The sequence below is a fragment of the Stanieria cyanosphaera PCC 7437 genome (assembly GCF_000317575.1).
GTDB classification, from domain to species: Bacteria; Cyanobacteriota; Cyanobacteriia; order Cyanobacteriales; family Xenococcaceae; genus Stanieria; species Stanieria cyanosphaera.
The window spans coordinates 170,163-194,154 of record NC_019748.1; the positions used below are offsets into that span (position 1 = coordinate 170,163).

A 23,992-nucleotide genomic window follows, 5' to 3' on the forward strand; every position below is an offset into this window, starting at 1 on the left:
CTAATGCCCTTTTAATCAATAATTAGAGAGCAAAAACTGTCATACAAACAAGTATGTATTCATACCCGTTTTGGTTAATCTTCTACTTTTGCTGTTTCCTCTTCCGAGGTTATCATGGGTTCTTTAGGAACAGCAACCTTAACCATTGCATGACGTAATACTTGATCTCCGAGAAGATATCCTCTCATCAATTGTTCAATTACTGTTCCCTCGGGATGTTCATTAGTAGCTTCTCGTAACATTGCTTCATGAAAATTAGGATCGAACTGTTCTCCTTCGGGACGCATAGCAGCAACTCCCATACGTTTGAGACAATCTACTAAAGTTTTATAAACTCCTTGATAACTGTTGTGAATTGTTTGTTCTCCCTCATTATTTGGCTTGATTTGAGTTCGAGCGCGTTCAAAGTTATCTATAACAGGTAATAGCTCGATAATGATGCTTTTTTTGGTTTGTTGTTCGAGATTTTCTTTTTCTTTACTTGTTCTTCGGCGAAAATTGTCAAAATCTGCTGCTAGTCGAGCATATTGAGCTTTAGTGTTGTTGTTTTGCTCAGTTTGCTCATCTAATAATTTTTTGAGGTTAGCATTTTCTTGTTGCAGCACACTAATAATCTCTTCGGCTTCTGTAAAATCGCTATTTTCTGCTTCTAGAGAATTTTCCACAGTTGATGTTTCAGGTTGAACTTCTTCAATTACGCTAGAGTCTGCGGAGGTAGCTGTTGAGACTGAGGAGTCTGGAGAGGAAAGCTCGTTTGGGTTAATCGAGTCATTGTGGTCTGATGTCTCGAATGAGGTAGAAATAGATTCTTGATTATCTAATGTATTCTCTAGAGGATTTTGCTCGTCAATCATAGTAATTAATCAAGGTTTTGCTTGTTAAATACAACTCAGTTATTATTTGCGTTGCTGATTAAATTAAGGAAAACTAGTCGTTTTTAATTAGTTTGGTCACTCATACTCAACGAGCAGAGCAATAGCAATAAATTGGGAATTTTAGAAATGCAGATTAGGATACTGCCTTCTAACTGTAACATTTGCCGTCACTAAATAGGTAATAGCGTAAGGAATAATTCCTGATTAGCAGATAGATTTTGGCTGTTAATTCAGTTTAGTAGAGTAGAGATTTTTTTGTCTAAGAAAATTTAATTTTAACAATCTTTTCGGGAACACTAATCACAGTCAGGAGATATTTTATATGACCTTATTTATTTTATGACTTATTCTTCATCTTCAAAACGAACTAGAGCGATCGCATTACGCAATTACTTTTCTCCTTTTGGTAATAAGTTAATTCAAGTCGGCTTTGTAAATGGAGATCAGATGCAGCAGGCTTTATCACAAAGTCGCACGTCTGGGCAATCGCTAATTGATGTGCTGGAATCGCTTACTGGTCAACAATTACCTCCTGATTTAGTACGTCAGTATAAAAAACACCATTTATTTGAACTAAAGGTTTTATATGGGGTTGAATGCTTAGATCCTGAAATCAGTCCAATCAATAATAATCAGATGAGTCATTTAATTGATACTCTGATTCCGATTGATATTTGTCGTCGCTATCAATTAATCCCTCTACAAAGAGAGGACAAACAACCTCCTGTTTTATTGGTAGCAATGGTTGATCCCGAAAACTTAGAAGCTCAAGATGATCTCAACCGCATCTTACGTCCTAAAGGAATTGAGCTACAAAGGATGGTAATCACTCCGACAGATTATCAAAGACTGATCGATCAATATTTAGACGAGCAAGTTAAAAAAGAAGAAACTAAAAAATCTGAAGCGAAAGTTGATGTTTCAATCAATTTAGAAAATTTAGATTTTAATTTAGAAGAAACAGCCGATGAAGTAGAAGACGATTTAGGGGCTGCTAATGATGCTCAAGGCGCACCAATCATTAGTTTAGTTAATAAAATTTTGGCTAGAGCTTTACAAGATGGTATTTCTGATATTCATGTCGAACCTCAAGAAGAATTTTTACGGGTTCGTTATCGCAAAGACGGAGTATTACAACAACCATTCGATCCTCTTCCCAAAAAAATTACGCCCGCAGTAGTTGCTCGTTTCAAAATCATGGCAGATTTAGATATTGCTGAAAAACGTTTACCTCAAGATGGTAAGATTCGGCGAATGTTTCAGGGACGCAAAGTAGATTTTCGGGTTAGTAGTTTACCTAGTCGCTATGGAGAAAAAGTTTGTTTACGAATTCTAGATAACTCTGCCACTCAGTTAGGTTTAGATAAATTAATTAGTGATGAGTCTACTTTAGCCATAGTTAGGGAGTTAGCTGCTCGTCCTTTTGGCTTAATTTTAGTAACAGGGCCTACGGGTTCGGGTAAATCTACCACTCTTTATTCAATTCTGGCAGAACGAAATAATCCTGGCGTTAATATTAGTACGGCAGAAGATCCTATTGAATATTCTTTGGATGGGATTACTCAGGTACAGGTAATTCGTGAGAAAGGCATGAATTTTGCCTCGATCTTAAGAGCTTTCCTTCGACAAGACCCTGATGTCATTCTAGTAGGTGAGACTAGAGATCCTGAAACAGCCAAAACAGCAATTGAAGCAGCGTTGACTGGTCACTTAGTTATTACAACTCTTCACACTAATGACGCAGCAGGCGCGATCGCTCGTTTGGATGAAATGGGTATTGAACCTTTTATGATTTCTGGCGGTTTATTGGGAGTAGTAGCTCAAAGATTAATGCGTCGAGTTTGTGGTGAATGTCGGATTGCTTACAATCCTACTCATGAAGAATTAGCCAGATTTGGTTTATCTGCCAGCAATGAAGAAGAAATAACTTTTTATAAAGCTAACACTTTAAACCCAGAACAAATAAACGAAGCAAGAGCTAATGGCACTCTTTGTCCTAAGTGTACTGGTATTGGTTACAAAGGCAGGGTTGGTGTTTACGAAGTAATGCGTAATTCTGAGCGCTTAGAGAATTTAATTAACACTGGAGCAACAACCGACCGCATCAAGGAAGTTGCTGTTGAAGATGGCATGGTTACCTTACTGGCATATAGTCTAAATTTAGTTCGTCAAGGTCATACAACTCTAGAGGAAGTCGAACGCGTAACCTTCACTGATTCTGGTTTGGAAGCAGAGTTAAAAGCCAAACGCAAGAGCGGTTTAATTTGTCGTACTTGTAATGCAGAGTTAAAACCCGAATGGCTAGATTGTCCCTACTGTACAACATCTAGATTTAGCGATTAAAACTGATTTTTAGGAGAAAAATTATGGATTTAATGATTGAAGATTTGATGGAGCGATTAGTGGAAATGGGTGGCTCAGATATGCATATTCAAGCTACCGCACCAGTCTATTTTCGCATTAGTGGCAAACTGACTCCGATTGGAGAGGAGTTGAGTCCTCAAGAATGTCAAAAACTAATCTTTAGTATGCTCAACAACAATCAACGTAAAGATTTAGAGCAGAATTGGGAATTAGATTGTTCTTATGGGGTAAAAGGATTAGCTCGTTTTCGGGTCAATGTCTATAAAGAACGCGGTTGTTATGCTGCTTGTTTGCGAGCCTTATCTTCTAAAATTCCCAATTTCGATCAGTTGGGTTTACCAGATGTAGTCCGCGATATGACTCATCGACCGAGAGGTTTAATTTTAGTAACAGGGCCTACTGGTTCGGGTAAAACTACTACTTTAGCAGCCATGCTGGACTTAATCAATCGCACTAGAGCGGAGCATATTTTAACAGTAGAAGACCCGATTGAATACGTTTTCCCGAATGCTAAAAGTTTATTTCATCAAAGACAAAAAGGTGAAGATACCAAAAGTTTTGCCAATGCTCTCAAAGCTGCTTTACGGGAAGATCCAGATATTATTTTGGTAGGAGAAATGCGGGATTTGGAAACAATTTCTTTGGCTATCTCGGCAGCAGAAACAGGTCACTTAGTTTTTGGCACACTTCATACTAGTTCGGCTGCTAGTACGGTAGACAGGATGATTGATGTTTTTCCTTCGGGACAACAAGCACAAATTCGTGCCATGCTTTCTAATTCCTTAGTGGCTGTATTTAGTCAAACTCTGGTCAAAAAGAAAAACCCCAAACCAGGAGAGTTTGGACGAGTAATGGTACAAGAAATCATGATTGTTACTCCAGCGATCGCAAATTTAATTCGTGAAGGAAAAGCTTCCCAAGTTTATTCAGCTATTCAAACAGGAGCTAAGTTGGGAATGCAAACGATGGAACAAGCTCTTGCTCATCTGGTTAACAGTGGCACGATTGATATTGAAGAAGGCTTGGCTAAAAGTAGTAAACCCGATGAATTACAGCGTTTAGTAACTGGTTTAGCAGCAACAGCTAAGACTAGATAACAGTGACCAGTTACCAGTTAACAATCAACCATTAACTATTAACTATTAACAAAATTATGTCTATATACGTAGCTAAAGTTAAAGACCATTCAGGCAAAATTTTTAAGGAAAAAATTGAAGCTAGTTCTCCTGAACAAGCCTATAGTATTCTCAAAAATAGATATAAAGCAGTAGGAAAAATTAATAAATCTGCTTTAGATTTAGATTTATCTCAATTAGAATTACTTCTGAGTAAAGTTTCAATTAAAGATAAAGCAGTATTTTCTCGTCAATTTTCAGTCATGGTTAATGCAGGAGTTGCGATCGTTCGTGCTTTAGCAATCTTAGCAGATCAAGCTCCTAATCCAAAATTAAAAAAGGCTTTACTCGCAATTAGTGCCGAAGTGCAACAGGGAAATAATTTGTCTGAAGCTATGAGTAAACACCCTGAATGTTTTGATGACCTTTACGTCAGCATGGTAGAAGCAGGAGAAACTGGTGGTGTTTTAGACGAAGTTATGGAACGTCTTGCCAAGTTACTCGAAGATGTCGCCAAATTGAGAAATCAGATCAAATCGGCAATGGCTTATCCTGTAGTGGTTGGTATTTTTGCTGTGCTTGCTTTTTTGGGGATGACGATTTTTCTAATCCCGGTATTTGCAGGGATTTTTGAGCAATTAGGCGCAGAATTACCAGCTTTAACTAAGTTTATGTTGTTTTTAAGTGATACTCTCAGAAGTTGGAAAGCTATTATTCCGATTGGGTTTTTTATGGGAGCAAGTTTTCTCTTCCGAATGTACTATAAAACTCCTGCTGGAAGGTTACAAATTGATGCTTTTTTTCTAAAAATGCCTTTATTTGGCGATCTGAATGAAAAATCTGCGGTAGCTCGTTTTTGTCGCGTATTTGGAACTCTGACTCGTTCTGGAGTACCTGTACTCAATTGTTTTGATATTGTTTGTAATACTATTGGCAATCAAGTCATTGTTAATGCAGTTACTTCAGCTAAAAAGGAAATTCAACAAGGAGGCATGATTTCTTTAGCAATTCAAAAAGAAAAGATTTTTCCTCCTTTAGCAATTCAAATGATTAGTATTGGCGAAGAAACTGGGGAATTAGATGAAATGATGTCCAAAGTGGCTGATTTTTATGAAGATGAAGTAGAACAAGCGGTTAAAGCTTTAACTAGTATTATTGAACCTTTGATGATGGTTGGCATTGCAGGGATGGTAGGTACAATTTTGCTGTCGATGTATTTGCCAATGTTCTCGATCTTCGATCAATTAGGTTAGTGTGACTTTTTATGTCTGTTAAACAATCTGATTATGAAAATTTATTGGCAGAGTATAGTTCTTGTGAAGGCGCGATCGCTCTTTTGAAGCAATATCGACCTTATCTAGAAAAAATCCCTAGTATTCGCCGACCAGAACAAAGTTTAATTACAATTCCTCTTCCTGTCGCTAGAATTGCTCAACCTCAAACTAATTCGGCATCTTTATCTGGTTTTCCTGCACCTAAAGTTGCGACTCATCTACCTTGTGAGTTGGCAATTTTAATGTGCGATCCTGAATGGAAAATTAAACTAGGAGCAGAAATTTTAGTTCTAATTCATCGTCCTGAAGAAGATTTTTCGCAATTGTTAAATCGATGGCGACAAATCCAAGTTTATCTTGACCGAGACTATGAATGGCTGATGCCTCCAACTGAACAACATTTGTTTAGCGAAGCAGCAGAACAAATTTATCCTTTATTTGTGGTTTTTGAACAAACTTTAGACCGAGTTAAACAAGGATTAGCTGGTGCTGGATTACCCTTTATTATGAGAACGAGTCATTTAACAGATCATGAAATAACAGAAATTTTGTCTACTTAAGATTAAATTTTTATCTAACAAGGGATTTACAGCTTTTTCAATTGGGTAGAAAGGTATCTAAAGTATTTATAGCTCTCACTTTTTTTACCATGAGTTCTACTCAACTAAAATTAACAGTAAAATCCCTTATTATTTGGTTGACTATTTATTTGTTATTATTTCCCGCCGTAGTTGTCAGTAAATTCTGAAGTAACTTTTCTGGTACTTCTTGAAGATGAGCATATTCCCATTGAAAAGAACCAACTCCTAACGTCAGAGAACGCAATTCGATAATAAAATTGTGCATTTCAGCTTGGGGTAAATAGGCTGAAACTCGGTCCCATCCTTTCCAACCAGAAATACCTTCATAACCAAGAATTTGTCCTCTTCTTCCTGTAATTAATTGCAAAACTTTGGACGTAAATTCTGAAGGCGCAGAAACATTAATCGAAAGAATAGGTTCTAACAAAACTGGATTACATTTAGGCATTCCCTCATTCATAGCAATTCGCGCAGCTTGTTTAAAAGCTTGTTCCGAACTATCGACTGAGTGGTGAGAACCATCTTTAAGGGTAATATCTACATCAACTACGGGAAAACCTAATGGTCCATGTTCAAGATATTCTTTTACTCCCATTTCTACGCCAGGAATATATTGTTTTGGCACAACACCACCAACAATAGTTTCATGGAAATAAAAACCTTCTCCACGGGAAAGGGGTTTAATTTCTAGATAAACATCTCCAAACGCTCCATGTCCACCACTTTGATGTTTATAGCGACCATGAGAAACGACCGACTGTCGAATTGTTTCTTTGTAGGGAATTTGTGGTAAATGAGTATTCATTGGTAAGTTGTATTTACGACGGAGCCGGTCTAAACTTACCTGTAGATGGATTTCTCCTTGTCCCCATAAAATGACTTCATGAGTATCGCCATGTTGTTCCCAGTATAAAGAGGGGTCTTCTTCGAGTAATTTAGTTAAAGCATTGCTCAGTTTAACTTCATCTTGACGATTTTCAGGCGCGATCGCCATCGCATACACTGGAAGCATTTGATCTGCTTTAGGCAATTCTTGAATTTTTTGACCGGAACTTGTCAAAGTCTCGCCTGTTTGGATTCCTTCTAAACGACCTACAGCAACAATTTCTCCCACATTAGCAGTTTGAATTGATTCTTGCTGTTGTCCCATCAAATGATAAACACCACCTACACGAACACCATTAAGCGTTATGCCATCATTAAGTTGACCTTGCCAAACCCTTACTAAAGAAAGTCTTCCGCCTTGGGGAGTATAAAAAGTTTTTAATACTTGAGCAACAGTATCACCATTAGCTTCTGATTTAAATCCGCGACGTTCGGCGGTGACATGGGGGTCTGGAGCTTCTTTGACTAAAGCATCAAGTAAAGGACGAACACCGTAGTTTTGTTCTGCAATACCCAAAAATACAGGTACAATCAAGTCTGCACTTAAATCTTGTTTGAGGTCTTGAAGGATTTCTTCTTGGGGGGGGTCAATTTCTTCGATGAGTTCTTCTAATAAATGATCGTCAAAATCTGCCAGTGTTTCTAGCATTTCTGTTCTGGCTGCTTTTTCTTCGGCTGCTAAATGCTCAGGCAAAGGGACTGGATCGGCATGATGAGCTTGATGATAATGATAAGCTTGTTCTGTAACTAAATCAATGTAACCGATGCAAGTATCTTCTTTACGAATAGGATATTGTTGCGGAACTAAAGGACGACTAGAAACTTCTTTAAGCGCATGAAGAATATCCATGTACTCTGAAGAACTACGATCCATTTTATTGATAAAAACTAAATGGGGAATTTCCCAATCGTCAAGAAATTTGAACAGAGGAGCCAGAGTAAGTACTCGCTCTACTACTGGTTCACAAACTATGATCGCTGCTCCTGCACCGACTAAAGCATTGTAGGTTTCCTGAGCAAATTCTACTGATCCAGGACAATCTAAAATAGTTAATCGTACATCTTGATAATCAGTACTAGCAACCGAAACTTCCACGCTCATAGAGCGATCGCGTGCTTCAGGAGAACTATCTCCTACAGTATTTTTTTCTTTAACACTACCTTTTCGAGTAATTGCTCCACTTACAAATAAAATGCTTTCTAGTAGAGTTGTTTTACCACTAGAATAAGGACCAACAATTGCCACATTACGGATGTTTTCTAAGCTATTTTTACTCATAAATTTTGACCCCCAAGTAAAAATTATTCTGTTGGTTTGCAGATCTTGCTATTATCTCTCTATTGCTACTTTATTAGTTTCTGTTTAATTATTTTCACAAGTTAAGCAGAAATTAATAGTTTCTGATTGTGAGGTTAACTCTTTCTGGGGTCATATTTACTAACTTTGCAATTTCTTTTAAGAGAAACTTGCTTCAAAACAAAGTTTAAATAATAAATGTTAATATTTCATAATAAAGATAAAAATAATTATCAAACTTTAAAATAAATGTAACAATAACAACTCAATAATTTTGTTATTGAAATCCGAGCAATAAAATTTTTTTCGTTTATTTTTGCGAAATATGAAGTTGTTTCAGTCTCAAAAGCGATCGCGTTGGGGAAATATACTTAATTTAATTCGACTTTATAAGCCAAATTTGCAACTGTAACAATATCCCCTGATACTAATTTTCTTCCTCTTCTTGTTTCAACTTCTCCATTAACTAAAATTTCACCTGCTTTAATTCTCAGTTTTGCTTCACCACCAGTTTGAACTAGTCCTTGCCATTTGAGAAACTGATCAAGTTTAATGAAAGAGCGATTAGAACTATTATCTAAATTTTGACTCATAAAAAAAAATACAATCCTCTAGTTATTGTGATTAAAAATGCTTAAAAAATATACTTAGCCTTTAAGGTATTTAAAAAGATAAATCCTACTATGCTGTCGCTCAAGCGTTTAAGCTAGAATTATAAAAACTTAAACTATTCAAGTAATAGCGATATTTCATTTGTTTAAGGAAAAAATCAAGCTGCTCAAAATGTGATTTTTTGATTGAGTAGCCAGTTCCTCAATAAGTGACTGGGATTTTCCCGTATTGCTAAAATTAGGTATTTATGCTCAAATAAAGCAAACAGTTGCAGATTAGCTAGAATGATTTCAAAATAGTAGCAACTTTATATTGTTGTTTGTAAATTACAATTAAACAATCTCTATAAAAAAAACAACTTAATAGAATATTTGAGCAAGCGTTAGCTTAAGATCGACTGAACAATAAAATGACAACTGAAAACATACGTCTACGTAGTGAATTTCTCAATACTCAAGTAATTGCCCGTAATAGTGGCAAAAGATTGGGTGTAGTCAAAGAGATTTTGGTGGATATAGACCGACGAGAAATAGTAGCGTTGGGTTTGCGAGATAATTTTCTTTCCGTTTCTGGTATACCTAAATATATGTATTTAGAGAGTATTCGCCAGACTGGAGATGTCATCCTGGTAGAAGACGAAAACGTTATCGAAGACATTGAAATAGAAGCTTATACTAAACTAATTAGCTGTGAAGTTATTACAGAGGCAGGAGAACCGTTAGGAAAAGTTAGAGATTTTCAGTTTAATATTGAAGACGGTAAAATATACTCCATTATCATTGCCTCTCTTGGGATACCTCAAATTCCTGAACAAATAATTAGTACTTACGAATTATCCATTGAAGAAGTAGTAAGTAGCGGTCCAAATCGATTAATTGTTTTTGAAGGCGCAGAAGAAAAAATAACTCAAATTACAGTAGGTTTATTAGAGCGTTTAGGCATTGGTCGTCCTCCTTGGGAAAGAGAGGAAGAGAGCTATTATCCTCCAACTGTTAAGGCAGAAAATCAGTTACCAACAGGCGTTCCCGTGGGTCCTCCTATTGCTACTCCTATAGAAACTAGAACTCCTGTGATGGAGGAAACGTGGGATGAAGATGAATGGCAAGAAGCGAGGGTAGTACCGCCTGTTCAAAAAGCTCAAGCAGTTCCTTATGTTGAATATGAAGAAGATTTAGAAGAAGATAATTGGGGAGGAATTGAACCAGAACCAGAGCGAGTCTATGATACACCTGTATATGAAGCTCGAACCGTAGAAGAATACGAGTATCAAGAACAACCAGAAGATATGTGGGATGATGACGAAAATCCCAAACCATATAATCCTCCACCTCTTAATATTCCAGAAAGACAAAAAGAAAAAGCACCAGAATACGAAGAAGAAGCTGGATAAAACTAATTCTTCTAAGCAAACAAACAAGCTGAGACATGAGTTCAAGTTTAAACTAATCAATAGTCTCAGCTAAACTTTTCTGGTTTAACTCAAAGCTAAAATCATACTAACCATGATCAAAACACAAAGTATGACTAACCCTCGATGATTACTCAACCAACCCCGAATCAATCTAAAAGCATTTTTATGAGAAGATAAAGTTTTTTCTTCAACTAAAGGTAAAGATTTGTCATGAAAAAGGGTACAACTTTTGGCATAAGGGCGTTGAGGATAATTACAGGTATCATCTTCATCATAAAGACATTGAGGGCATAAAAAAGATTCGTTAGTTGCTTGATAAAGAGGAATACCAGGATGTCCAAAAGCCTTAAGTTGATTGCCACAATGAGGACAACTGACAGCTTGAGGACTAACAGGTTGTTGACAACGAGGACAAGTAGTCATTTAATCAGATGGCTCAGAAAAACATACTTTATTTAGATTTTGACATTTCTGGAAATTTGCGGATCTGATATTCAGCCATTTCAATCATTTTATAGCGATCGCGTCCCATCTGTTGAGCAAATTTGGCTTCGGTTTGAGCTAAAAGCTTTTGAGGAATGGCTTTCCATTGTTCTCTAGTTTGCCAATGCGCTACAATCACAATTTGGTCGCTAGCATCAGGATTGAGCCAAATTTCTTTACCTAAAAATCCTGAACACGTAGTCAAAAAAGCAGTCCAGATTTGTTCATCTTTTTGAATAAATTTTTCCCTTGATTCAGGTGCTACTTGAAATTTAAGCCATTCGATAACCATGTTGCTCACTGAAAAATTGAATTGATTAATCTTTGTAACATCATCCTTGGGCTATTCTATGATCGAATGGATAGAAAAAATTAATCGTAGGTAAATATTATGGATAGTAATGATTGGATTAAGCAATTATTAATGGTCGGAGTCGGAACCACCTCTTTTGTAGCTGAAAAAATTAAAGAAGTTAGCGAACAGTGGGTCAAAGAAGGCAAAATTAATGGCGACCAAGCCAAAGCTTTCGTTGATGATTTTATGAATCAGCTTAATTCAGAACCAGGCAGTTTTCAAAAACAACTCGAAAGACAAATGAAAAATATGTTACAAGATCTTGGCGTTCCTCGTCAGACAGAAATAGATGAGTTAAGAGGTCGTATCGACCGACTTGAACGTCAGGTTAGAGAATTAGAAAATAAATCGTGGCGTTAAAATCATGATTACTGTAAGCTTGGGTTTTTGATTAAATGTCTCGTTGAAATAGGAGACATCTAGAACAATCTTCCGCTAAGATTGAGATTGTAATTGCTGAGAGTTAGCTATTGTCGTGAGATTATATTGATCAATTTGGCATAGTACTCAGTAGCTCAAAATATAGTACCCAAGCTTTTCGGAACTGAGAATCAAAGTTCTGTTTAAAAACGTTTCATTATACCGATAGCATATTCGTGATTACATTAACTCTACTGCATCCTCTCCAACCAGTCCCAGTTCAAAGCTGGACTTTTAAGAGCGAACCCAGAATTCGGATTGGACGCTCGACTAATAATGAAGTAGTTCTCTATAGTGCGGTAGTTTCTCGTCATCATGTCGAAATCAGACGAGCAGGACAAGAATGGGAACTGATTAATTTAGGAGCTAATGGCACTTACATAGATGGGAAAAGAGTAACTAAAACTCTGGCAGTGGATGGTATGATTATGCGTCTGGCTAGTTCTGGTCCAAAAATCCTGATTAAAATCGAATCAGAAACACCCGTAGAAGAGAAAGAAACGGATTTAGAAAGAATTTCTGCTTTATTAGAATCTCAAAAATCTAAAAGCCGTAGAGATGCTAAAGATACTTTAATTAGTTGAATTATTTAATATAGCGTTTCTCACATTAATAAAAGATATTCAAGCTCCTATAGCAGTACAAAGAAAGATTAGGACATTATTGTAAATAGTAGGGGCGATTGGCGCTCTCGCCCTGACAAGATTTGCGTGTCCTAACCTAAATACGTAGTGCCATAGTATTTTGCTGATTGTTAATGGTTGATTATTCATCCCTCATAATTAGTAATTACTAACTGATAACTGTTAAAGTCAATTTGAGAATTGTTAGATCAAGATTAATTGACCGCAGTTGCTGCTGTTTGGGTAACCAGTTTTATATCTTTCAAGTCTGGAGCTTGAGTCATCGGTTCGGTTTTCAACCATAAAAGATATTCTATGTTTCCCGCTGGCCCTTTGATTGGAGAAAAAGTTAATCCTTGATAATACCAGCCTAATTTGGCTGCAACTTCCCATACTTGCAGGATAGCTTGAGCGTGATCTTCCGGATTACGCACTACTCCCTTTTTTCCTACCTTTTCTCGTCCAACTTCAAATTGAGGTTTGATTAATAAAATTACTTCTTTAGGAACTATTAGTAAATTCCAGAGAGGTTCTAAAACTTTAGTTAAAGAAATAAAAGATAAATCCATTACACCTAAATTTGCATAGGTGTCATCATTGTATAAGTCTTTGGGAGTTAAATAACGAAAATTAGTTCTTTCTTTTAAAATAACTCTTGGATCTTGACGCAAATTCCAAGCTACTTGCCCATAACCGACATCTATTCCATAAACTTTTTTAGCTCCTGCTTGAAGTAAACAGTCAGTAAATCCTCCTGTGGAAATACCACCGTCTAAACAGATTCGCTCACTAACATCAATTTTTAATTGAGTAAGAGCCTGAGCAAGTTTTTCTCCTCCCCGAGAGACATAGGCAGGTTTAACTAGTAGTTCTATCTTAGCTGTAGGATCAATTTCTGTTCCTGGTTTATCAATAATTTTTCCTTCTACTTTAACTTCTCCTGCTCGAATTAATCGTTGAGCTTTTTGGCGAGAAGAAGATAGGTTAAGTTCTACTAAGAGATGATCTAATCTTTGTTTGCTCAAAATGATCTTGATATATTAATCGGAAAGATAAGCGAGGATCGTATCCACGATCGCGTCTGGAGACAAAGAAACATCTATAATTAGTGCTTCTGTTGGTTCTTCTAGATTAGCAAATTGGGTGTTCAATATTTCCTCTTTAAAAAAATGTTGTTGACGTTGTTTAATTCGAGTCGAGATTAATTGATAATCCCCACGAAGATATACCCAACAAATTTCATTTTTTTGTTCTTGAGTTAAAAACTGGCGATAAGATGACTTAAGCGCAGAACAAGCTAAGATTCCACTGTTTCCTTGATTAATAGTTTGCTCAATTAGCTGTTTTAATCTATCTAACCACGGTTCTCGATCGCGATCGCTTAAAGGCAAACCAAGACTCATCTTAGCAATATTTTCTGGAGTATGAAAGTCATCTGCGTCATAAAATTGCCAACCGAGACGTTGACTTAATAGTTTTCCCACAGTTGATTTTCCTGATCCTGCCACTCCCATAATGATGCAAAACATAGAATTTACCTAAACAAATTTGCTATCTCACCAGTTTTTCAAGTTTTGTTAACATCAAGAATTATCGCTTTTGTCTTGGTGGTGTTGATTATTGGTTACAATTAGAATAATTTAACAAAAACCAAAGACGCAAAAATACTATTGACGATTAACGCTATTTAGGTTAACTCAGTAGTACGCGCTAAATAACTGTATGTTTCCTAGTAAAGCGATCGACCAAGAACTAGATTCGATCCAAACAGTTGACAGACAAGATTTTTCGAGCTTGATGCCCAGACCTGGCTGGCAGAAGATGCTAGGCAAATTTTTAGTTGATATATAGCAACGATTCGAGCTTATCTAACATAAGTTCGTCGTAAAAATAACTTATTGAGTAATTAAATCAGTCTTAAGTTGAGACGAATATCTTTGATTAGCTTATTAATTAACTGAAAAATATAAGCTATACATTGAATTTTTCTTAGCTCACTCAATGATTTTTTTTACTAAATATTAATATTAATTTCTACCTAATTTCTACGAAGTTTTGCAAATCAAAAGGAGAGGCTTAAGCTTCACTTCAATTGAGTGAATGATAGCAGTTTTTATGAGTACTACTAGAGAAAGATTTGATGAAAATCAAGTGTTAGATTGTTATAAACATGGACAACGTAATTTTCAAGCAATCAAATTAATTAAGGCTAATTTCCAACGAGCCAGTCTCAATAATATAGATTTAAAAATGGCTGTTCTGAAAAAAGCGAATTTTAACCAAGCTCAGTTAATTAATGCTAACTTAAGTGGGGCTGATTTATCTCAAAGTAATTTAGAAAAAGCCCAACTAATTGAAACGAATTTTTCTCGTGCTAACTTAACAGAAGCTTCTTTAATACAAGCCGATTTAAGTGGTGCAATTTTAAGTAGTGCTATTGGTACGAAAACAAATTTAACAGCAGCAATCTTAATCGGTTGTAGTTTAGTAGGAACTCAATTGCTTAAAAGTAAACTCAAAGAAGCTAATTTAACAGGAGCTAGTTTAACAGGAGCAATTTTAACTGGTTCTAATTTAACAAGAGCTATTCTAACCAGAGCCATTTTATCTAATGCTAATTTGGAAAATGTTAATTGCCCAGAGGCAATTTTGATTCGAGCTTATTTACATCGTGTCAATCTTAAAAAAGCGAATCTGGAAAAAGCTGATCTTCGTTTTGCTGATTTAAGAGGAGCTAATTTAGAAGGTGCTAATCTTCAAGGAGCTAATTTAGAAGGCGTTAATCTTCAAGATGCGGATCTTACAGAAGCAAATTTAAGCGCAGCTAACCTAGAAGGTGCAGTTTTAAGCAACGCTAATTTACAACAAGTAATTCTTAAAGGCACAAATTTAACAGGAACTAATTTACTAAACGCTAATTTAGGTCAAGCTAATCTATCTCAAGCTAATTTATGTCAAGCTGGCCTACTTTTTACAGATTTAACAGGAGCTAACTTAATGGGAGCAGATTTGACTTCAGCTAATTTGATTGGCGCAAATCTTTCTCAAACTAATTTACTCAAAGTCTCTTGGGAACAGGCAATTCTGCCTAATGGTACAAAAGCTGAATAATCTTTTAGAATAGTTTTGGACAATAGCAATAGTATGAGTAAATCAAATTATTAAATAAGCCTTAAGCTTAAATATTGATTATGAGTTTTACTTATGCTACTATTAATAGCTTGACTGAAAATATCAGGGGGTAAATTGATCGGAATGAAAAAAATGGGAACTCACCTGGTGGTAGACGCTTGGGGCGCACCAGCCGATTTGCTTAACGATCCAGAAAAAATTCGTCGTGGTATGATAGAAGCGATCGCTGCTGGAGAAGCTACTCTAATCGATTTGTGCGTACACCAGTTTAGTCCCCACGGTGTTACAGCAACTGCTACTTTAGCGGAATCTCATATTGCGATTCATACCTGGCCAGAATATGGTTATTTTGCAGCAGATCTGTTTTTCTGCGGAAAAGGAAAACCAGTAGTAGCCATGGAAGTTCTGCAAAAAGCCCTTCAAGCTAAAGAAATGACAATGCAAGAAACTGACCGTGGTTTTCCTAGCCATGTTGCTGCCGAACTGCAACTAGAAGCATCAGTATCATAAAAACTGAATCCAAATTTTCAATAATTACTGAGATTTTTTTATTTATCTAGCTCAAAATGACTCATAGTCTTGTCATCAAGCTAGCTTTAATCTTGTTGCTAAGTATACTACCTTCACTCATTTCCATTTTTATTTTGCACCGAGTGAAGCAAAGATGGCAGTCGAAGTTACTCCGTCTTCTCACGGCGGAACGGAGCTTACAAGGTTCTGAATTCGATTCAGAACACAGCCCCTTGCCTGCTTCGACTTCGTCAAGATTGAGAAGAGTTCGTTTGATGACAGATTATACTTCAAGCGTTAGTTCTTCAGGGAACGAGTTATTGGGGCATTTTTACGAATACGAGTTAGATAGTTTTGGTAATCAATATTCCACCGAGTTCAAAAAATATTTTGTGGGTGATGTAAGTTGTCGTTACAACGCTTATTCTCCCTATATTCGTTGTGCTGTTAATCCTGATGGCCCTTGTCAAGATTGTATTCATTATCAAGCTAAGTAGTAATCTCTAGCGGTTTTTAAATAAATTAAAGAAGTCAGAGGTAAGTAATTAGTAATTACTTTCTTTGATTCAACTTGTTTTCGTAAGGAGTCCCATACTTACCCGAAGGGAAGCGATGGGTAATTGACTTTCTCTCACGATTAAATCAAATTGGTATTAACTTGGATCGCAACGAATTTCAATCATAAAACCATCAGGATCGAAAAAATAAATTCCTTTGCCAGTAGGACGAGTTACAGGACCACTATCAATCTGAATTTGATTAGCTTTTAAAACTTCTACTGCCGAATCAAATAATTGGGGATCGATATCAAAGGCTAGATGATTAGCACGAGTAAAAGCTTGACTAGGATCAGGATGGGGTGGAGATAAATCTGGTTCGCAGAATAAATCAATTACAGTGCCATCAGCAGTAATAAAATTAGCTACTTTACCTGCTGCTACTAGATTAATAAGAGTTTTCGGCACTTCTTCGCCTGTGAGTTCATGTAAGCCCAAAATTTTGCCATAAAAATGACGAGATGCAGCCATATCTTTCACATTTAAAGCAATATGATGAACTTTACGTAAACTTCCTGGTCTAAGAGAGTTTGATTTAATTTCTGGCTTTACAGTCATGATTTTACTTAAGTTACAACGGTTAAAGCTGAAGTTAAAAGTTTAGTTTGCCAAGTACCCAAATCTGTTAAAGAGCGATCGCGATATAGAGTTTGATTTAATTTCTGGCTTTACAGTCATGATTTTACTTAAGTTACAACGGTTAAAGCTGAAGTTAAAAGTTTAGTTTGCCAAGTATCCAAATCTGTTAAAGAGCGATCGCGATATTGTCCATATCTTTCTCTTTTATTGCGAATTTTACTAGGTAACTGCGGTAAAATGCCAAAGTTGGGAGGCATGGGTTGAAAATGTTTAGGAGAAGCAGAACTAATAAAATCAAACAATGCACCCATCATAGTAGTATTGGGTATAATTAGAGGTTCTTTGCCTAAAATTAATCTAGCTGCATTAGTTCCTGCTAACCAACCTCCAGCAGTAGCAGCAGTGTATCCTTCTGTCCCTACTAATTGACCCGCAGCGAGTAAAGTTTCTCTAGATTGAAATTGTAAAGTGGGATGAAGAAGTCCAGGGGAATTAATAAAAGTGTTGCGATGCATCACTCCCATGCGGACAAATTCAGCTTTTTCTAAACCAGGAATGAGGCTAAACACTCGTTTTTGTTCTCCCCATTTTAAATTGGTTTGAAAACCTACCATATTCCATAGTTCTCCTGCTTTATCTTCCTGACGCAATTGCACCACTGCATAAGGACGTTTAGATTTGTTGACTGGATCGCGAAAATCTCCTAAACGAGAGTCAAATAGTCCGACAGGTTTGAGAGGACCATAACGCATGGTATCTTCGCCACGTTTTGCCAATTCTTCAATGGGGAGACAGCCTTCAAAGAATTTAGCATTTTCTCTTTCAAAATCTTTTAATTCAGCTTGTTCGGCATGAGCCAATTCTTGCCAAAAATGAAGATATTGTTCCTTATTCATCGGACAATTAAGATAAGCTGATTCTCCTTTATCGTAGCGAGAGGCTAGAAAGACAATCTCTTGATTAATTGATTCTCCAACCACAATGGGACTAGCAGCATCGAAGAAACTAAAATATTCCATGCCTGTAAAGCGTTGCAAATCTGACGCTAACTGTGGACTAGTTAAAGGTCCTGTAGCTAAGACAACTACTCCATCAGTAGGTATTTCTGTGATTTCTTCACGTTTTAAGTTAATTAAAGGATGATTCGCTAAAGTAGTAGTTAATTGACTGCTAAAGACTCCTCTGTCGACTGCTAAAGCACCACCAGCAGGAACAGAATGGCGATCAGCCGTACTAATAATAATTGAACCCAAACGACGTAACTCTTCATGAAGTAAACCAGCAGCGCGATCGCTTGCCATTGCGCCAAAGGAATTACTGCAGACTAACTCAGCTAATTCTGCTGTATGATGAGCAGGACTAGCACGGACTGGACGCATTTCGTATAAGTCTACCGCAACTCCTGCTTGAGCGATTTGCCAAGCTGCTTCAACTCCTGCTAAACCTGCACCAATTACTGTTACTTTCGTTGTTGTCATTTTTGAATCTTGAGTTAGATACTATCTAAATTTATTTATTATTTCTGTCTTGATTAGATTGTTTTTTTATTTTATGTAAATCTGTGGTTAAAAATTTATTGAACTCATTGATAAATCTAACTGTAGAGGGATAATTTTTGTGAATCAACAACACGACAATAAATATCTGATTTCTTGTTCCTTATTTTAACGAGATAGAGCCAATTCAAAAAAAGCATTTACAAAAACTAAAACTAAATATTTTATTTATTTTGATTTTTAATTGCTGATTATCTAATTAGTCTCTGGTTAATGTATAAAAACTACCTAAGAAATCAAATTTCTCTTTTAGATTTACTCATTAACAAAATTTGATGTCCATTTTGCTGATCGTTTCAGGATTAGCTCTTTTATTTTTGGTAACTTCAGATGTACTTGTAACTACTCTAACAGTTATGGGTGGAGGTTTTCTAACCAATCGATTTTCTGCTTGGCTATGGCGATTGGCATTAAGAGTTCATCGACATAAAACTAATCATCACTTATTAGAAATTGTCGGTTTATTGTTACTAGTAGGGATGGTTTTGTTATGGTACTTCTTAACCTGGGCAGCTTGGTCGCTAATTTTTTGTTCTTTTGAAAATGCGGTTTTAAATGTTTCTAATCAACAACCAGCTAGTATTTTAGGAAGAATTTATTTTACCGCTTATACAATCACTACTCTTGGTCGTGGTGATTATCAACCCCAAGGGATGGTATGGCATCTTTTAACTGGAGTTGCTGCTGCTAATGGCTTTTTTTTAGTCACTCTTTCGATTGCTTATCTTTTTCCTGTAGTGTCTGCGGTAACGAAGAAACGTTCTTTGGCCCTTTATATTGCGAGTTTAGGAGGAACAGCAGAAGAAATTTTAGTTAGAGCTTGGAACGGTAAAGATTTTGGTCAGTTAGACCAACATTTAATTGCTCTTGCTTCTATGTTAACTGAATTAGGAGAACAACATTTAACTTATCCCATTCTGCATTATTTTCATAGCCAAGAGCGATCGCGTTCTTTTTCCTTGAGTGTAGTTGCTTTAGATGAAGCTCTAACTTTATTACAATATGCGGTCACTTCTCCTACACAGCTAGATCCAGCTAGTTTAAATCCGCTGCGAAGAGCCAGTACTGCTTTTATTAAAACCCTCAAATCAGTATATCTTCAACCAGCTAAACACACTCCCAAACTACCTTGCTTGGAATTAATTAAAAGTCAACAGATTCCTCTCAAAAGCGATCGCTCTTTTGAGCAAGCGATGGATCATCTTCAAAAACGTCGTCGATTATTATTGGCTTTAGTAACTAATGATGGTTGGACTTGGGATGCTGTTGATTCTAGCTCAAAAATTAACAGAGCTAACCATTTAGACGATCAAATCCCGATTAATCAAAGTTTTTACTTTAATAACTACGATAATCATGACCAATCAATCATCAAACACCAACACAACCAAAAATTGGATTGATATTTCTTTGACTATTCATTCAGGAATGGCTCATTGGCCAGATAATCCCCCTGTAAGAATTGAACCTAGTCAATGTTTAGCACACGGAGATGTCTGCAATGTCTCAAAAATTACCCTTGGTTCTCATACAGGTACTCATGTTGATGGCATCAATCATTTTATTAAAGGTGGTTTAGGTATTGACCAAATGCCTTTAGAAGCCACAATTGGCAAAGCTAGAGTTATTGGAATTCAAGATTCAGAATCGATTAAAGTTGCAGAACTAGAACCTTATAATTTACAACCAGGAGAAAGAGTTTTATTTAAAACCCTTAATTCCGAGCGTTGTTATCAAAGTGATCTGTTTGTAGAAGATTTTGTTTACATTTCTACCGAAGCTGCTCAATATCTAGCTCAAAAACAAGTTTGTACTGTGGGAGTAGATTATCTTTCAGTTGGTGGTTATCAAGGCAATGTGATTGAGGTTCATCATGCCTTACTAGGTGCAGGAATTTGGGTAATAGAAGGACTTAATTTATCTCAAGTTGAACCAGGAGAATATGAATTAATTTGTTTGCCCATTAAAATAAAAAACGGCGATGGGGGTTTAGCCAGGGCAATTTTAAGACTAATATAGCGTTTCTTATTCTCGTGAGGTAGATTAGCTCCCTGGTTTTTTTTGAGATCTACGGTAGTGCGCTTCGCTTATGTTCATGGTTAATTAAGAGACAGAAGGCAGGAGGCAGAAGAAGAAGAGGGACAATAACAAGTCATCACTCGTGTAGAGACGCGATATGTCGCGTCTCTACTGGTAATTGGTAACCAGTAATCCCAAAAATTTTTAAATACAAAGATAGATATATTTTTTATTCTCTTTCGATAAAATAAGGCATCAATTTTAAGAGTTTTATTGAAAGTAAACTTTAAAAAATAATGGAAAATTTTGCTAGATTTGGCTATGTTTCCAAAGGTTTTGTCTATGGATTAATTGGTATTTTGGCACTACTAGCTGCTTTTAATCAAGGTGGAAAGACGACAGATCCTACTGGTGCTTTACATGAAATTGCTACTCAACCTTTTGGACAAATTGTTTTAATTTTAATTGCTATTGGTTTATTTGGTTATGTGATTTGGCGTTTAGTCGAAGCTATCAAAGATCCAGATCATCATGGTTCTGATGCTAAAGGATTAGCTACTCGTTTAGGCTATTTAATCAGTGGATTAGTTTATAGTGGAATTGCTGCTAATGCTGCTTTGTTGGCAATTGGTTCAAGTTCGGGTGGTGGTAGCGGTAACTCTCAACAAGACTGGACTGCCATAGTCATGCAACAACCTTTTGGTAGATGGTTAGTAGGATTAGCTGGGGCGATTATAGTTGGTCTTGGTTTTGCCTTGATTTATCAAGCATATAAAGAAAAATTTCGCAAAAAGCTCAACATGAGTGAACTTAATGGGCAACAAAAAAACTGGTTGGTAAAAATTAGCCGTTTTGGCATCGCTGCTAGAGGTGTCGTATTTATTATTATTGGTTTTTTTGTTTTACAAGCAGCTTATAAATCCAATCCTAATGAAGTTAGAGGATTAGATGGAGCGTTACTAAGTCTTTCTCAGCAACCTTTTGGTAAGTTTTTACTCGCTTTAGTTGCTGCGGGATTAGTAGCCTATGGTATTTATTTATTTGTGCAAGCGCGTTATCGTCGTTTCAAATTTAGTGGTTAATTAAAAAAAATTTATGATAGCTAATTCAGATTTAGTTTTAGTGGCAGGTGCGACTGGTGGAGTAGGACAGTTAGTAGTAGCAAAATTATTAGAGAAAAATATTGCTGTGCTAGTGCTTACTCGAAATGAAGCTAAAGCTAAACAAATGTTTGAAGACCGCGTAGCTATTGCAGTTGGTGATATTCGCCACCGCAATACTTTATCTACGGTTACTCAAAATGTAACTCATATTATTTGTTGTACTGGTACTACTGCCTTTCCTTCCTCAAGATGGGATTTTAAAAACATTTTTCAAGCTAATAATAGTCCTGAAGAAGTAGATGCCAAAGGAGTTAAAAACTTACTTGCTGCTGCTTCAGATTTAAAACGATTTGTATTTGTCTCTTCTGCTGGTGTGCTGCGTAAAGATCAGTTTCCTTTTAATTTACTCAATGCTTTTGGGGTACTTGATGCCAAACTAGAGGGAGAAAAAGCGATCGCGTCTTCTGGTTTTCCTTACACAATTATTCGTCCTGGACGTTTAATTGATGGTCCCTATACTTCTTATGACCTCAATACTTTATTAAAAGCTAAAACCGATGGTAAACAAGCGGTAGTGATAGCTAAGGGGGATGATCTTAATGGACAAACTAGTCGGATTGATGTTGCTAATGCTTGTGTAGAATGTCTTTTTTACCCCATGAGTGAAAATAAAGCTTTTGCAATAATTAATTCTGGAAATAAATCTACCTCTACTAATTGGGAAGCTCTTTTTGCCCAACTTGCTTAATTTGTTCGTTGTGACTGAGATTCAAGCAAGTTCTCGAATTACAGTTAAGACTCGCTCTATTTCCTCGGGATTATTATACACTCCTGGAGTTAAGCGTGCATAAGAAGGGGAATAGGGAGTAACACTAGCAATAATATTACGTTGTCTGAGTTGGCTTACAACTTGGGATGGGTTGAGTCCATCAACACTAAAACAGACAATCCCCGCAGATAAACTATCATCCATTGGTGTATGAAGGGTTACATTAGACATTGTACTAAGTCCTTCCTTAAGTTGTCGGCTCAAACTATGGATGCGATCGCTGACGCGAGCTTTGCCCATTTGTTGATGAAATTCAAAAGCTTGTGTCATTGCCCAAAGATGCTCAAAAGACTTAAACCCACCTGGTGTCATCGAACCTCCCCAATCACCAGTGCGCGTAAAGGTTGGAATAGTTGGTGAAACAGCAGTTTGAGTTTTTGGATTGCCCCAAATTATTCCTGTACCTCTTGGAGCAAACATCCATTTATGTGTTCCTGCCATAAAAAAATCACAACCAAGATCATTAATATTATTGTCTTCTACTCCTAAACCATGAACTCCATCAACTAAAAAAAGGATTCGATTGGCATTGCTACGAGCGTTATTAATTTGTGCTAACCTATCTGCTATTTGACGAATAGGAACTTTTAATCCAGTACTAGAATGAACCCAAGTTGCAGTAACAACCCGAGTTTGGCTGCGAACTTTATCGATCAGATTATCGACAATTTCTTCGGCAGAAACAGTTTGAATGTTTTGATAGAGTGAGAATTTACGCAAATTAGCTCCAGAGCGATTTGCTTGGTAACGTAGTGCTTCGTGAGTTGAGTAGTAATCAAAATTTGCACTCAACATTTCTTGATCTTCGCGAATTTGCAAACCATTAATTACCAAAGCAATTCCTGCCGTTGTGCTGTCAACTAAAGCAAGATCTTGTGATCGCGCACCAAGATATCTTCCTACGGCTTGACGTGCTTCTGCTTGTAGCCTGGAATTGTTTTGAGGTAAGTAAAGTCCTGGGTTATTATTGAGATTGTTACGATACTGGGCGATCGCCTCTCTGACTGGCTTAGGATGAGAAGTTATTAATAGACCTGCCAAATGAATAAAGTTTGGGTCTAAATTAAATTGATTGCGTATTTCTTGCCATTGATCTGTATTGGTTGTTTTTGTTTGGCTAACTGTTACAGATTTGTCAGTGCTACCAATTAAGTTGCTTAAAGAAGCAACAGTAGCTCCTAAACCTGCTGAAACGATCAAATCTCTGCGTTTGAAAACCATTCATTCCTGTCCTCCATTAAACAGCTATAGAAATTATTAATGTTTCTATTTGCTTTTAGAGTGGACAAAAATCATGATGCAAAAATGACAATTCTGTTAAATTCTTTAGACCTAAAATTTTCTTCCGAACCAAACAATCTAACTATTCCCTCGTACTAATCTTTTCAAATTTCTAAATTAAGTACATACTG

24 protein-coding genes are annotated in these 23,992 nt (G+C 36.5%); 14 read left to right on the forward strand and 10 right to left on the reverse strand.

The window, feature by feature from the left end:
* Positions 1 to 74: 74 nt before the first annotated feature.
* Positions 75 to 854 carry a nucleotide exchange factor GrpE gene (gene grpE / locus STA7437_RS00750; protein WP_015191447.1) on the reverse strand — a complete coding sequence of 260 codons (780 nt, stop codon included), beginning with the start codon at positions 852 to 854 and terminating at the stop codon, positions 75 to 77.
* Between the two features lie 360 nt (positions 855 to 1,214).
* Here grpE and STA7437_RS00755 point away from each other — a divergent pair, with 360 nt between their 5' ends.
* The 4 genes from STA7437_RS00755 to STA7437_RS00770 are packed head-to-tail and all read left to right on the forward strand — an operon-like array spanning position 1,215 to position 6,188.
* Positions 1,215 to 3,218, forward strand: coding sequence for a GspE/PulE family protein (locus STA7437_RS00755; RefSeq protein WP_015191448.1), 2,004 nt, complete (start codon positions 1,215 to 1,217; stop codon positions 3,216 to 3,218).
* A 23-nt stretch (positions 3,219 to 3,241) separates the two neighbouring features.
* Positions 3,242 to 4,336, forward strand: coding sequence for a type IV pilus twitching motility protein PilT (locus STA7437_RS00760; RefSeq protein ID WP_015191449.1), 1,095 nt, complete (start codon positions 3,242 to 3,244; stop codon positions 4,334 to 4,336).
* A 56-nt stretch (positions 4,337 to 4,392) separates the two neighbouring features.
* Positions 4,393 to 5,607: a type II secretion system F family protein gene (locus STA7437_RS00765; protein ID WP_015191450.1), complete on the forward strand. Its 1,215-nt coding sequence runs from the start codon at positions 4,393 to 4,395 to the stop codon at positions 5,605 to 5,607.
* A gap of 11 nt (positions 5,608 to 5,618) precedes the next feature.
* Positions 5,619 to 6,188, forward strand: a complete 570-nt coding sequence (locus STA7437_RS00770) for a hypothetical protein (protein ID WP_015191451.1) — start codon at positions 5,619 to 5,621, stop codon at positions 6,186 to 6,188.
* 145 nt (positions 6,189 to 6,333) lie between these two features.
* Here the strand turns inward: STA7437_RS00770 and STA7437_RS00775 are convergent, their stop codons facing one another.
* A complete protein-coding gene (locus STA7437_RS00775) occupies positions 6,334 to 8,373 on the reverse strand; it encodes an elongation factor G (protein ID WP_015191452.1) in 2,040 nt (679 codons plus the stop codon).
* Between the two features lie 389 nt (positions 8,374 to 8,762).
* Positions 8,763 to 8,984, reverse strand: a complete 222-nt coding sequence (locus STA7437_RS00780; RefSeq protein WP_015191453.1) for an RNA-binding S4 domain-containing protein — start codon at positions 8,982 to 8,984, stop codon at positions 8,763 to 8,765.
* Positions 8,985 to 9,412: 428 nt separating this feature from the next.
* Here STA7437_RS00780 and STA7437_RS00785 point away from each other — a divergent pair, with 428 nt between their 5' ends.
* Positions 9,413 to 10,393, forward strand: coding sequence for a PRC-barrel domain-containing protein (locus STA7437_RS00785; RefSeq protein WP_015191454.1), 981 nt, complete (start codon positions 9,413 to 9,415; stop codon positions 10,391 to 10,393).
* An 84-nt stretch (positions 10,394 to 10,477) separates the two neighbouring features.
* Here the strand turns inward: STA7437_RS00785 and STA7437_RS00790 are convergent, their stop codons facing one another.
* Together STA7437_RS00790 and STA7437_RS00795 are read right to left on the reverse strand one after the other, a co-directional pair.
* Positions 10,478 to 10,837 carry a zinc ribbon domain-containing protein gene (locus tag STA7437_RS00790; protein WP_015191455.1) on the reverse strand — a complete coding sequence of 120 codons (360 nt, stop codon included), beginning with the start codon at positions 10,835 to 10,837 and terminating at the stop codon, positions 10,478 to 10,480.
* A 28-nt stretch (positions 10,838 to 10,865) separates the two neighbouring features.
* Entirely contained in the window at positions 10,866 to 11,189 is a 324-nt protein-coding gene (locus tag STA7437_RS00795; RefSeq protein ID WP_015191456.1) for a TIGR03792 family protein, read from the reverse strand.
* A 99-nt stretch (positions 11,190 to 11,288) separates the two neighbouring features.
* Between STA7437_RS00795 and STA7437_RS00800 the strand changes: the two genes are divergently transcribed.
* Positions 11,289 to 11,612, forward strand: a complete 324-nt coding sequence (locus STA7437_RS00800; protein ID WP_015191457.1) for a phasin family protein — start codon at positions 11,289 to 11,291, stop codon at positions 11,610 to 11,612.
* Positions 11,613 to 11,848: 236 nt separating this feature from the next.
* Positions 11,849 to 12,256 carry an FHA domain-containing protein gene (locus STA7437_RS00805; protein WP_015191458.1) on the forward strand — a complete coding sequence of 136 codons (408 nt, stop codon included), beginning with the start codon at positions 11,849 to 11,851 and terminating at the stop codon, positions 12,254 to 12,256.
* A gap of 254 nt (positions 12,257 to 12,510) precedes the next feature.
* On the opposite strand, the gene STA7437_RS00810 is transcribed toward STA7437_RS00805, so the two are convergent.
* Positions 12,511 to 13,320, reverse strand: coding sequence for a TlyA family RNA methyltransferase (locus tag STA7437_RS00810; RefSeq protein ID WP_015191459.1), 810 nt, complete (start codon positions 13,318 to 13,320; stop codon positions 12,511 to 12,513).
* Between the two features lie 15 nt (positions 13,321 to 13,335).
* A complete protein-coding gene (locus STA7437_RS00815) occupies positions 13,336 to 13,824 on the reverse strand; it encodes a gluconokinase (protein WP_015191460.1) in 489 nt (162 codons plus the stop codon).
* Between the two features lie 586 nt (positions 13,825 to 14,410).
* Between STA7437_RS00815 and STA7437_RS00820 the strand changes: the two genes are divergently transcribed.
* The 3 genes from STA7437_RS00820 to STA7437_RS26040 all read left to right on the forward strand — a co-directional run bounded on the left by STA7437_RS00820 (position 14,411) and on the right by STA7437_RS26040 (position 16,434).
* Complete coding sequence (locus STA7437_RS00820) at positions 14,411 to 15,406, forward strand: pentapeptide repeat-containing protein (protein ID WP_015191461.1); 996 nt, start codon at positions 14,411 to 14,413, stop codon at positions 15,404 to 15,406.
* Positions 15,407 to 15,550: 144 nt separating this feature from the next.
* Positions 15,551 to 15,937: an adenosylmethionine decarboxylase gene (gene speD, locus STA7437_RS00825; protein ID WP_041619063.1), complete on the forward strand. Its 387-nt coding sequence runs from the start codon at positions 15,551 to 15,553 to the stop codon at positions 15,935 to 15,937.
* A 56-nt stretch (positions 15,938 to 15,993) separates the two neighbouring features.
* Positions 15,994 to 16,434 carry a DUF6464 family protein gene (locus STA7437_RS26040; RefSeq protein WP_015191463.1) on the forward strand — a complete coding sequence of 147 codons (441 nt, stop codon included), beginning with the start codon at positions 15,994 to 15,996 and terminating at the stop codon, positions 16,432 to 16,434.
* Between the two features lie 156 nt (positions 16,435 to 16,590).
* Here the strand turns inward: STA7437_RS26040 and STA7437_RS00835 are convergent, their stop codons facing one another.
* Both STA7437_RS00835 and trmFO read right to left on the reverse strand, forming a co-directional pair.
* Complete coding sequence (locus STA7437_RS00835) at positions 16,591 to 17,052, reverse strand: VOC family protein (RefSeq protein ID WP_015191464.1); 462 nt, start codon at positions 17,050 to 17,052, stop codon at positions 16,591 to 16,593.
* A gap of 128 nt (positions 17,053 to 17,180) precedes the next feature.
* Positions 17,181 to 18,551, reverse strand: coding sequence for an FADH(2)-oxidizing methylenetetrahydrofolate--tRNA-(uracil(54)-C(5))-methyltransferase TrmFO (trmFO, locus tag STA7437_RS00840; RefSeq protein WP_015191465.1), 1,371 nt, complete (start codon positions 18,549 to 18,551; stop codon positions 17,181 to 17,183).
* A 353-nt stretch (positions 18,552 to 18,904) separates the two neighbouring features.
* On the opposite strand from trmFO, the gene STA7437_RS00845 reads away from it, so the two are divergent.
* The 4 genes from STA7437_RS00845 to STA7437_RS00860 all read left to right on the forward strand — a co-directional run bounded on the left by STA7437_RS00845 (position 18,905) and on the right by STA7437_RS00860 (position 22,499).
* Positions 18,905 to 20,032, forward strand: a complete 1,128-nt coding sequence (locus tag STA7437_RS00845; RefSeq protein ID WP_015191466.1) for a potassium channel family protein — start codon at positions 18,905 to 18,907, stop codon at positions 20,030 to 20,032.
* The gene (locus STA7437_RS00850; RefSeq protein ID WP_015191467.1) at positions 19,986 to 20,648 is read left to right on the forward strand and encodes a cyclase family protein; all 663 of its coding nucleotides are present in this window, start codon (positions 19,986 to 19,988) and stop codon (positions 20,646 to 20,648) included. Before STA7437_RS00845 ends, STA7437_RS00850 begins: the two co-directional genes overlap by 47 nt.
* Positions 20,649 to 20,944: 296 nt before the next feature.
* Positions 20,945 to 21,730: a DUF1206 domain-containing protein gene (locus STA7437_RS00855; RefSeq protein ID WP_015191468.1), complete on the forward strand. Its 786-nt coding sequence runs from the start codon at positions 20,945 to 20,947 to the stop codon at positions 21,728 to 21,730.
* A 13-nt stretch (positions 21,731 to 21,743) separates the two neighbouring features.
* Positions 21,744 to 22,499 carry an SDR family oxidoreductase gene (locus STA7437_RS00860; RefSeq protein ID WP_015191469.1) on the forward strand — a complete coding sequence of 252 codons (756 nt, stop codon included), beginning with the start codon at positions 21,744 to 21,746 and terminating at the stop codon, positions 22,497 to 22,499.
* Between the two features lie 21 nt (positions 22,500 to 22,520).
* Here the strand turns inward: STA7437_RS00860 and STA7437_RS00865 are convergent, their stop codons facing one another.
* On the reverse strand, positions 22,521 to 23,801 hold the full coding sequence (locus tag STA7437_RS00865) for an aminotransferase class V-fold PLP-dependent enzyme (protein WP_015191470.1): 1,281 nt from the start codon (positions 23,799 to 23,801) through the stop codon (positions 22,521 to 22,523).
* Between the last annotated feature and the right edge of the window lie 191 nt (positions 23,802 to 23,992).

Coding starts and splice junctions, on each gene's coding strand:
- STA7437_RS00815 (WP_015191460.1), bottom strand. CDS start 13,824: ATGTTTTGCATCATTATGGGAGTGGCAGGATCAGGAAAATCAACTGTG.
- STA7437_RS00775 (WP_015191452.1), bottom strand. CDS start 8,373: ATGAGTAAAAATAGCTTAGAAAACATCCGTAATGTGGCAATTGTTGGT.
- STA7437_RS00865 (WP_015191470.1), bottom strand. CDS start 23,801: ATGGTTTTCAAACGCAGAGATTTGATCGTTTCAGCAGGTTTAGGAGCT.
- speD (WP_041619063.1), top strand. CDS start 15,551: ATGAAAAAAATGGGAACTCACCTGGTGGTAGACGCTTGGGGCGCACCA.
- STA7437_RS00860 (WP_015191469.1), top strand. CDS start 21,744: ATGATAGCTAATTCAGATTTAGTTTTAGTGGCAGGTGCGACTGGTGGA.
- STA7437_RS00785 (WP_015191454.1), top strand. CDS start 9,413: ATGACAACTGAAAACATACGTCTACGTAGTGAATTTCTCAATACTCAA.
- STA7437_RS00780 (WP_015191453.1), bottom strand. CDS start 8,984: ATGAGTCAAAATTTAGATAATAGTTCTAATCGCTCTTTCATTAAACTT.
- STA7437_RS00790 (WP_015191455.1), bottom strand. CDS start 10,837: ATGACTACTTGTCCTCGTTGTCAACAACCTGTTAGTCCTCAAGCTGTC.
- STA7437_RS00760 (WP_015191449.1), top strand. CDS start 3,242: ATGGATTTAATGATTGAAGATTTGATGGAGCGATTAGTGGAAATGGGT.
- STA7437_RS26040 (WP_015191463.1), top strand. CDS start 15,994: ATGACTCATAGTCTTGTCATCAAGCTAGCTTTAATCTTGTTGCTAAGT.
- STA7437_RS00770 (WP_015191451.1), top strand. CDS start 5,619: ATGTCTGTTAAACAATCTGATTATGAAAATTTATTGGCAGAGTATAGT.
- STA7437_RS00820 (WP_015191461.1), top strand. CDS start 14,411: ATGAGTACTACTAGAGAAAGATTTGATGAAAATCAAGTGTTAGATTGT.
- STA7437_RS00755 (WP_015191448.1), top strand. CDS start 1,215: ATGACTTATTCTTCATCTTCAAAACGAACTAGAGCGATCGCATTACGC.
- grpE (WP_015191447.1), bottom strand. CDS start 854: ATGATTGACGAGCAAAATCCTCTAGAGAATACATTAGATAATCAAGAA.
- STA7437_RS00800 (WP_015191457.1), top strand. CDS start 11,289: ATGGATAGTAATGATTGGATTAAGCAATTATTAATGGTCGGAGTCGGA.
- STA7437_RS00845 (WP_015191466.1), top strand. CDS start 18,905: ATGTCCATTTTGCTGATCGTTTCAGGATTAGCTCTTTTATTTTTGGTA.
- STA7437_RS00835 (WP_015191464.1), bottom strand. CDS start 17,052: ATGACTGTAAAGCCAGAAATTAAATCAAACTCTCTTAGACCAGGAAGT.
- STA7437_RS00855 (WP_015191468.1), top strand. CDS start 20,945: ATGGAAAATTTTGCTAGATTTGGCTATGTTTCCAAAGGTTTTGTCTAT.
- trmFO (WP_015191465.1), bottom strand. CDS start 18,551: ATGACAACAACGAAAGTAACAGTAATTGGTGCAGGTTTAGCAGGAGTT.
- STA7437_RS00850 (WP_015191467.1), top strand. CDS start 19,986: ATGACCAATCAATCATCAAACACCAACACAACCAAAAATTGGATTGAT.
- STA7437_RS00765 (WP_015191450.1), top strand. CDS start 4,393: ATGTCTATATACGTAGCTAAAGTTAAAGACCATTCAGGCAAAATTTTT.
- STA7437_RS00795 (WP_015191456.1), bottom strand. CDS start 11,189: ATGGTTATCGAATGGCTTAAATTTCAAGTAGCACCTGAATCAAGGGAA.